The following is a 7,860-nucleotide window of genomic DNA, read 5'->3' on the forward strand; positions in this document are numbered from 1 at the left end:
TGGTCGAGCAATGCGTATCGGTGATGCAGCCGCAGGCCAATCGCGAACGCATCATTATCCGCACCTCGCTCGGGCATGCGCTGCCGCCGGTGGTCGCGGATGCGAGCGCGCTGCGTCAGATTGCGATGAATCTGATAACCAATTCGATTCATCTCGCCAACGCCGGCGGGCAGGTCATCGTGTCGACGGCGCTATCGGATTTCGGCGAGGTGGTTTTGAGGGTGCGCGATACCGGCCACGGCCTCAACGAAAACGAGGTCGCCGCCGCGATGGAGCCGTTCCGGACGCAACCGCCATCGGAGCAGGCTTCCGGCACGTCCGGCGTCAGCCTGTCGCTGACCAAAGCGCTGGTGGAAGCCAACCGCGCGCAATTCCATATCAAGACCGGTCCGCATGCGGGCACGCTGATCGAGGTGGTGTTTTCGCAAGAGATGACGCGAGCGTGAGGGTTGAGGCCGCGTTCGCGCGTTCTATCCCTCCCATTTTTTATGGGGGGTTTCAACCCGCGGCGGCCGTTTCGGCGATGAAATCGCCGATGGCATCGAGAAACAACCGCGGGGCCTGAAGCTGCGGGACGTGCGCGCAGCCCGGAATGATTTTCAGCCGTGCGTCCGGCAAGCCCGCGGCCAATTCGCGCGACATAGGCGGCGGCGTTGCCTCGTCATGCTCGCCGACGAGCACCAGGACCGGAATTTTGACTTGCGAGAGCTGCGGCCGCAGATCAAGCCCGGCCAGCGCATCGCACGCGGCCTCGATCACCCGCGGATCGGTTTTCAGGAATGCCTCGCGGCGATCGCGCATCAGATCTGGATTCTGCGCCTGAAATTCCGGCGCGAACAGCCGGCGCATCGCGACCTCGGTGATGGCTTGCAATCCCTTCTCGCGTGAAGCGGCACCCATGTTGCGAAAGGCCTGGCGGCCGGATTCCGAAAACGCGGCACCGCAATCGGCAAGAATAAGCCGGCTTGCGATAACGGGATGACGAATCGCCATTTGCAGCGCGACGAAGCCGCCATAGCCGTTGCCGAGCACGGTAATATCGTCACCATCGGCAGCCTCGGTCACGGCCTCGGCCATCCGGTCGGCGACCTCGGCAAGGCCGCCATGGACCGCGACGGAATTTCCGAAGCCGGGCAATTGGGGAACGATCGTGCGATACCGGCGCGACAGATCAGGCACGATCGCATCGAAGCTGGCCCGATCCGAAAGCAGCGAGTGAAACAGAAACAGGGCGGGCCCCTGGCCGCTTTGCGCGGCATTGATCGTATCGTTGGCGAAGAGTCGATCCATGCGTTGGCCTTTTCGCCCGGATGAGTGCTGCGTTGAGGAAGTGAAGCGAACGGCCGGATCAGGCGTTCGCCGTGGCGACGTCCTCGAGCCCGCGATGGCGCGGCTCCACGCCCCACGCCCACACCATCAAGATCTGGACGAGGACAAGCCCGATCATCAGCCAGACCACGCCCGGCAGATTGTACGAGGTCATCAGCGCCCCGACCATGAACGGCGATACCACCGTTGCGCCGCGTCCGAGCGTGTTGCAGATCCCGTTGGCGCGTAACCTGATCTCGGTCGGGAACAGTTCCGGCGTATAGACCCCAAACAGGATCGCGGTCTGCACGTAAATCGCAACAATCAGCACGCAGCCGACGCTGAGCACGATAGCCGGATCGGACGCGGCGTTGAAGCGAGCATAGATATAGCCCGTGACGATCGTCACCACCGACGCGCCGATGATGCTCGCGCGCCGCCCGATCGCGTCGGACAAATAGGCGCCGAGCGCGCAGCCGACCAGCGATCCGGCCGACAACACCAGCGTATACGCAAGTGAACTGGCGATCGTGAGCCCCTGACGCAGGAAAAATTGCGGCAGAAAAATCACGAAGCCGAAGATCAGGGTGTTGATCGTGATCAGCACCCATGAACCGACCAGCATTCGCTGAAGCAGCGGCGGCCGGAGCATGTCGAGCGCGCTAACCTGAGGGATTGCGGCCGGCACCACGATGGGCGGCAGCGCACGTCCGCCCGCGGCTTCCTTCTCGATCAACGCCATCAGGGATTCGGCTTCGGCGATGCGCCCCTGGGATTCAAGCCAGCGTGGCGACTCCGGAAGATTCTTGCGCAGGTACCAGACGATCAGTGAGCCGATGCCGGCGATCACGAACATCGGGCGCCAGCCCCAGGCCGGGATGATGAGATAGCCGAGCAAGGCGGTCACCGGAAATCCGGCCACCGTCAGGAAGGCCATCATCGACAGCCAGCGTCCGCGCGTCCTCGGCGGAACGAACTCGGTCAAGGTCGAATAGCCGACCACGATTTCGGCGCCAAGCCCGAGGCCCTGCACGAAACGGCAGACGATGAGCTGATTCATGTCCTGCGCAAACGCCGCCGCCAGCGATGCCAGCCCGAAAATCAAAAGATTGACCTGATAGGTGAACCGCCGCCCGAATCTGTCGCCGACAAATCCGGTAATCAGCGAACCCAGTGTCATGCCGACAAAGGTGAGCGAGATGAATTGCAGGTTTTGCGGCGCGGTTGTGAATTTGGTCTGGATCGCGGAGGCGAGCACGCCGCCGGCGATATAGAGATCGTAGCCGTCGAAAAACATACCGGCGCCGACCAGCCAGAAAATCCGGTAGTGAAACGATGATATCGGGAGCCGGTCGAGACGTGCGCCGGCGTCGACTGCGAGACCCATGAATTCCCCCTCGGCAGGCCGGTCCTTGAATCGCCGGTTGGGTCTCGATGCTAATCAAGACGGCAGGAGAAAGCTACTGGCGTGAACGTGGGCTCGCGGTTTGAGACGCACGGCGAGGGTTCGTCATGGCCGGGCTTGTGCCCGCCATCCACGTCTTAAAGAATCATGCTCGTACAGCGGATGAGATCACGATCTATGAATTTGCAGGGCCGCGACGAAACGCGTGTTTGCTAACCGCAAGGCGATCGCGAACCGCAACCCGATCCGATCACGCGTTCTTCAAGGCCACCCGAAACTCGGCTTCGGTCTTGGCCTTTACCTCGTCGAGCGTCACGCCGTCAGCGAGTTCGACCAGCGCCATGCCGTCTTTGCCGTGCTTGTCGATGGTGAACACAGCCAGGTCCGTCACTACCATGTCGACCACCCGCTCGCCGGTTAGCGGCAAGTTGCACTTCTTCAACAGTTTCGGGCCATCCTTGGCCGAATGCTCCATCACCACTACGACGCGCTTGACGCCGGCGACAAGATCCATCGCGCCGCCCATCCCCTTCACCATCTTGCCCGGGATCATCCAGTTGGCCAGATCGCCATTCTGCGCCACCTGCATCGCGCCAAGGATCGACAGATCGATGTGCCCGCCGCGCACCATCCCGAATGAATCGGCTGATGAGAAATAGCTGGTCGACGGCAGTTCGGTGACAGTCTGTTTGCCGGCATTGATCAGGTCGGGATCTTCCTCGCCCTCATAGGGAAACGGCCCCATTCCGAGCATGCCGTTCTCGCTCTGCAGAACGACATCGACGCCGGGCGGAATATAGTTCGAGACCAGGGTCGGAATGCCGATACCGAGATTGACGTAATAACCGTCGCGCAATTCCTTTGCAGCGCGTGCCGCCATTTGATCGCGGGTCCAGGCCATCAGACTTTCCCTCCGGTTGCGGCAACGGGCTCGCGCTTGCGCGTGGTGCGCTGTTCGATGCGCTTCTTTTCGGTTCCCACCTCGATGATCCGCTGCACGAAGATGCCGGGCGTATGGATGTGGTCCGGATCGATCTCGCCTGCCGGCACCAGGTGCTCGACCTCCGCCACGGTGACCTTCGCCGCCGTCGCCATCATCGGGTTAAAATTGCGCGCGGTCTTGCGATAGACCAGATTGCCGGCGGTATCGCCTTTCCAGGCATGGACGATAGCAAGGTCGCCGAACAGGCCGCGCTCCATCAGGTATTTCTCGCCGTCGAATTCCTTTACTTCCTTGCCTTCGGCGATCAGGGTCCCGACGCCGGTTTTGGTGTAGAACGCGGGAATGCCGGCGCCGCCGGCGCGAATGCGTTCCGCCAGCGTGCCCTGCGGGGCGAATTCCAGTTCCAGCTCGCCGGCAAGGAATTGCTGGGCAAACAATTTGTTCTCGCCGACATAGGACGAAATCATTTTCCTGATTTGCCGCGTCTCCAGCAGCCGGCTCAGGCCGATGCCGTCGACGCCGGCATTGTTGGAAACCACGGTCAGGTTCTTGACACCGGAGTCGCGAAGCGCGTCCGACAGGGTCTCGGCGATGCCGCACAGACCGAAGCCGCCGGACATGACCATCATGCCGTCCTTTACTATGCCTTCGAGCGCCGATTTGGCGTCGGGATAAACCTTTTTCATGGAATGTGACCTGATGCAGGAAATGCGCTGCGACAGCGCGATTGGGCAACTATTAGGCGGAATTTTCGCGACGCGTCAATGTCACTGGTTGAGGCGGCGGCGGTGGTTCGCCATCGTAGAGTTGACCTTGCAGCGGACCGTTCCGGCGCTTAGGAAACGGCCTTGAAAGCGTCAAGAAGGCCGATCAGGTTGCGGCCGTCGGAGAGGCCAGCCATTTCGGAATTTGCCGAATTCGGGCGGGGATATCTGGCGAACTCGGTCTAAAGTACTCGGCCTAAAGTCGAACCTGGTAGATGATCAGCTCGCGCCCCACCATCGCCCCGATTACCTCATCGACCTCGATTCAAACAGACGCGGATAGATTTCAGTGACGATGGCCCAAGGAATGAAGCGCCTGGGGATACCGATCGCGGCGTTTCTCGGGCTGGCGGTTATCGGCCTGATCGCCACGTCGTGGCTACTCAACCGCGACGCCTTGCGCCAGGCGGTCGAGGCGCAGATACGGGCCGTGACCGGGCTTGATCTCGTGATCAACGGCAGCATCGATGTGTCGGTGTTTCCCGGCAGCTATGTCTCTTTTCATAATGTCGGCCTGAAGGGCGGAGGGACCACCGACCCCGCGCTCAACGTCGATGTGCTGACCGCCAATTTGCGATTGCTGCCGATGCTGGTGCAGCGATTCGAGATCGCAGACGTCATGATGTTGCGGCCGCATATTCGCGTGGTCCGCACCGCCGACGGCGAGAGCAACTGGACGCCGTTCATTCGAACCACCGCGCGTAGCATGAAGCCGGGTCCCGACAACCAGGTATCGTTTTCGGAAATCCGGCTGCAGGACGGCGTGCTGAACTATGAAGACCCCACTAATCGCGTGTCTGAAACGCTCGATGACATCGACCTTTCACTGGCGTGGCCCTCGATCTCGCGTTCGTTTGCCGCGACCGGGCAGTTTGACTGGCGCGGCGAGCGCGTGGACGGTTCGATGAGCGCCAGCGATTTTGTCGCGGTGCTCTCGGGCGACCGTTCCGGACTGAAGGCCAGGCTGGCCAGCGCGCCGTTGAAGCTAGCGTTCGACGGCAGCGTCGCCGATCGCACCAGCATGATGATGGAAGGCGTTCTGACCATTGACAGCCCGTCGCTGCGCGATGCGTTGCGCTGGACCGGCCAGGCTTCGCCCGGCGAAGGCGGTTTCGGCCGCTTCGCGCTGAAGGCGCGCGCCAATCTCGTCGGCCCCTCGATCGCGCTGACCAACGTCAATGTCGAGCTTGATGGCAACGTCGCGGAAGGCGTGATGACCTACGCCAATAACGGCCGTCAGACGTTGCAGGCGACGCTCGCAGCCGATGCGCTCGACTTCACGCCCTATATCTCCACCTTTCGTCTGCTCGCCAGCGGCGCGCGCGACTGGAACCGGCAGCTGTTCGACTTGAATTCGCTATCGACCGCGGACCTCGACATGCGCTTATCGGCCGCGCGGGTGACGGTCGGCGCCTCAAAGCTCGGCCGCACCGCGTTCGGCGCCAATCTGCGCGGTGGCGCGCTGGCGCTCAGCGTCGGCGAAGCGCAGATCTATGGCGGCGTCGCCAAGGGCTCGTTCGCCGTCTCGCGCGCCGATGCCGTGGCCGATGTGAAAGCGCAATTTCAGTTCAGCGATGTCGACCTGCAGCCCTGCGCCAGCGAATTGTTCGGCGTCACCAAGCTGTCCGGGCGCGGCAATCTCAACGTTTCTCTTGCGGCGTCGGGCGCGAGCCCGTTTGGGCTGGCGCAATCGCTCAATGGCACCGCGACATTGATCGGTCATGACGGCGCGATCTCCGGCTTCAATGTCGAGCAATTGCTCAAGCGTCTCGAGCGTCGGCCATTGTCGGGCGGTGGCAATTTCCGCAGCGGCTCGACACCCTACGACAATCTGACGATCGCGGTGAAATTCGCCGACGGCATCGCCAGCGCCCAGGATGTCCGAGTCGAGGGGCCCGCAACGAATCTCAGTTTAACCGGCACCGCCTCGGTGCCGACGCGCGAGTACGACCTGAAAGGCGTCGCCAGCCTGAAGTCACCTTCGGGCGCGCCCGGCTTCGAACTGCCGTTCGTGGTGCAGGGCCCTTGGGACGATCCGCTTATCTTCCCCGATCCGGAAAGCCTGATCCGCCGCTCGCCCGCTTCCGCACCGCTCCTCGATGCGGTGAAGGATCGCAAGACCCGTGACGCCGTGCGCTCGGTGATCGAGCGATTCACCGGCGGCATCCAAAAGTCCGCAACGCCGGATGCCGCCGACGCCGCCCCCGGCGCGATTGGTGGCGCGAAGGCGAATTGAAAACCCGCATATCGCTTTGCTTATGCGGGCAAGATAACTAATTGGATTTCAGGCCTTTGCGACAGGAATGTAGCCTGGATGACCAGTGATATCCGGGAGTGTCGCCGTCGACTAATCAGCACCCGGCGTGCAAGCTGATTTTGCGCGACGAACAAATCACGGAATCGCGCGTGCTCCTAACACTCCGTCAGCAAAAGCAATAATCCGCCGCCCGTAAGTGAACAGCCGTTCATGGAACGGGCCAACGGCAAATCCGTTATTCGGCGGGGCTCAATCGAAGGAGGCGTAAATGAAAAATGCAATAGTCGCGCTTTCGGCCATCGCACTGATTGCTTCCGCACCGGCGGTCTTTGCTGCGCAAAGTGTATCGAGCAAGACACCCGGCCACGAGATGCAACAAAAGGGTGCCAAGAAGGGTACGCATGGTGCGTCCGGCTACTCGCCGGGACACCAGATGCAGGCCAAAGGCTCCAGGAAGGGTCATCCCGGAGCTTCCGGTTACGCGCCAGGCCAGACAACCGGAGCAAACACAAGCGGAATGAGCGGTCCAAGCTCGACGACCACCAAATCGACAACCACCAAGTCAAGGTAGCCGCAAGCAGAGCGAATGCCTGGTCTCTTGCCCCGTCGCCACCGCGGCTCTCGGGCGAACAGTGATACACAAGGGGGCGTTCGGCCCCCTTCTCTTTTATTGCATGCCATGCGTGTGCCCGCCCGAAAGTCCGAACGATCTGGCCCGCCGGGCAAATCGCTGCGCTTTTCCGGTCCAGCCCCGTTTGCAAAAATATATTGCTTCTCATTTTCCCCAAATCAAATCCATAACCCGCGCCGTCTCGTCCTATCCAGGGGCGCTCGCGATCGTCACGGACGCGGGACGGGATGCGATGGACGCTGCTGTGCCGCTGACGAACGGCATGTGATGCGGACGGCGAAGTCGTGTGGTTCTGACGCCTCGACGCTGGCGTTCAAGTTAGTGAGAGGTATCTCACTGGCGACGGTGACAACAAAGCCCGATCACCGGGAAGAGCACGAAGGAAACCGTTAAAACCATTGCGTGCGGGAATGCCGGGTGAATCCGGTGAACCTCGCGGTGACTACGCTCGTGTGGTTCTATTTTTTCCCACGCGAGGCTGCGGGTGCATCGAGCACCCGGCATTCCCCACGCCCTCTGAATTTCAGATGGCTTTACGACTAGCAAAACTCG

7 protein-coding genes are annotated in these 7,860 nt (G+C 61.6%); 3 read left to right on the forward strand and 4 right to left on the reverse strand.

The window, feature by feature from the left end; genetic code table 11:
* The coding region (locus tag VJV58_RS16715; RefSeq protein ID WP_324138474.1) for an ATP-binding protein at window positions 1-446 on the forward strand (446 nt) is incomplete at its 5' end.
* 52 nt (window positions 447-498) lie between these two features.
* On the opposite strand, the gene VJV58_RS16720 is transcribed toward VJV58_RS16715, so the two are convergent.
* From VJV58_RS16720 to VJV58_RS16735, 4 genes are all read right to left on the reverse strand, one after another.
* Window positions 499-1,290, reverse strand: coding sequence for an alpha/beta fold hydrolase (locus tag VJV58_RS16720; protein ID WP_324138475.1), 792 nt, complete (start codon window positions 1,288-1,290; stop codon window positions 499-501).
* Window positions 1,291-1,348: 58 nt separating this feature from the next.
* Window positions 1,349-2,695 carry an MFS transporter gene (locus tag VJV58_RS16725; protein WP_324138476.1) on the reverse strand — a complete coding sequence of 449 codons (1,347 nt, stop codon included), beginning with the start codon at window positions 2,693-2,695 and terminating at the stop codon, window positions 1,349-1,351.
* A 268-nt stretch (window positions 2,696-2,963) separates the two neighbouring features.
* On the reverse strand, window positions 2,964-3,614 hold the full coding sequence (locus tag VJV58_RS16730) for a CoA transferase subunit B (RefSeq protein WP_324138477.1): 651 nt from the start codon (window positions 3,612-3,614) through the stop codon (window positions 2,964-2,966).
* Window positions 3,614-4,342: a CoA transferase subunit A gene (locus tag VJV58_RS16735; protein ID WP_324138478.1), complete on the reverse strand. Its 729-nt coding sequence runs from the start codon at window positions 4,340-4,342 to the stop codon at window positions 3,614-3,616. The genes VJV58_RS16730 and VJV58_RS16735 overlap by 1 nt, the downstream gene beginning before the upstream one ends.
* Before the next feature lie 373 nt (window positions 4,343-4,715).
* On the opposite strand from VJV58_RS16735, the gene VJV58_RS16740 reads away from it, so the two are divergent.
* A complete protein-coding gene (locus VJV58_RS16740; RefSeq protein WP_324138480.1) occupies window positions 4,716-6,656 on the forward strand; it encodes an AsmA family protein in 1,941 nt (646 codons plus the stop codon).
* Window positions 6,657-6,945: 289 nt separating this feature from the next.
* Window positions 6,946-7,248: a hypothetical protein gene (locus VJV58_RS16745; RefSeq protein WP_324138479.1), complete on the forward strand. Its 303-nt coding sequence runs from the start codon at window positions 6,946-6,948 to the stop codon at window positions 7,246-7,248.
* Window positions 7,249-7,860: the final 612 nt, after the last annotated feature.

Source organism: Bradyrhizobium sp. (assembly GCF_035273305.1).
Classification (GTDB): domain Bacteria; phylum Pseudomonadota; class Alphaproteobacteria; order Rhizobiales; family Xanthobacteraceae; genus Bradyrhizobium.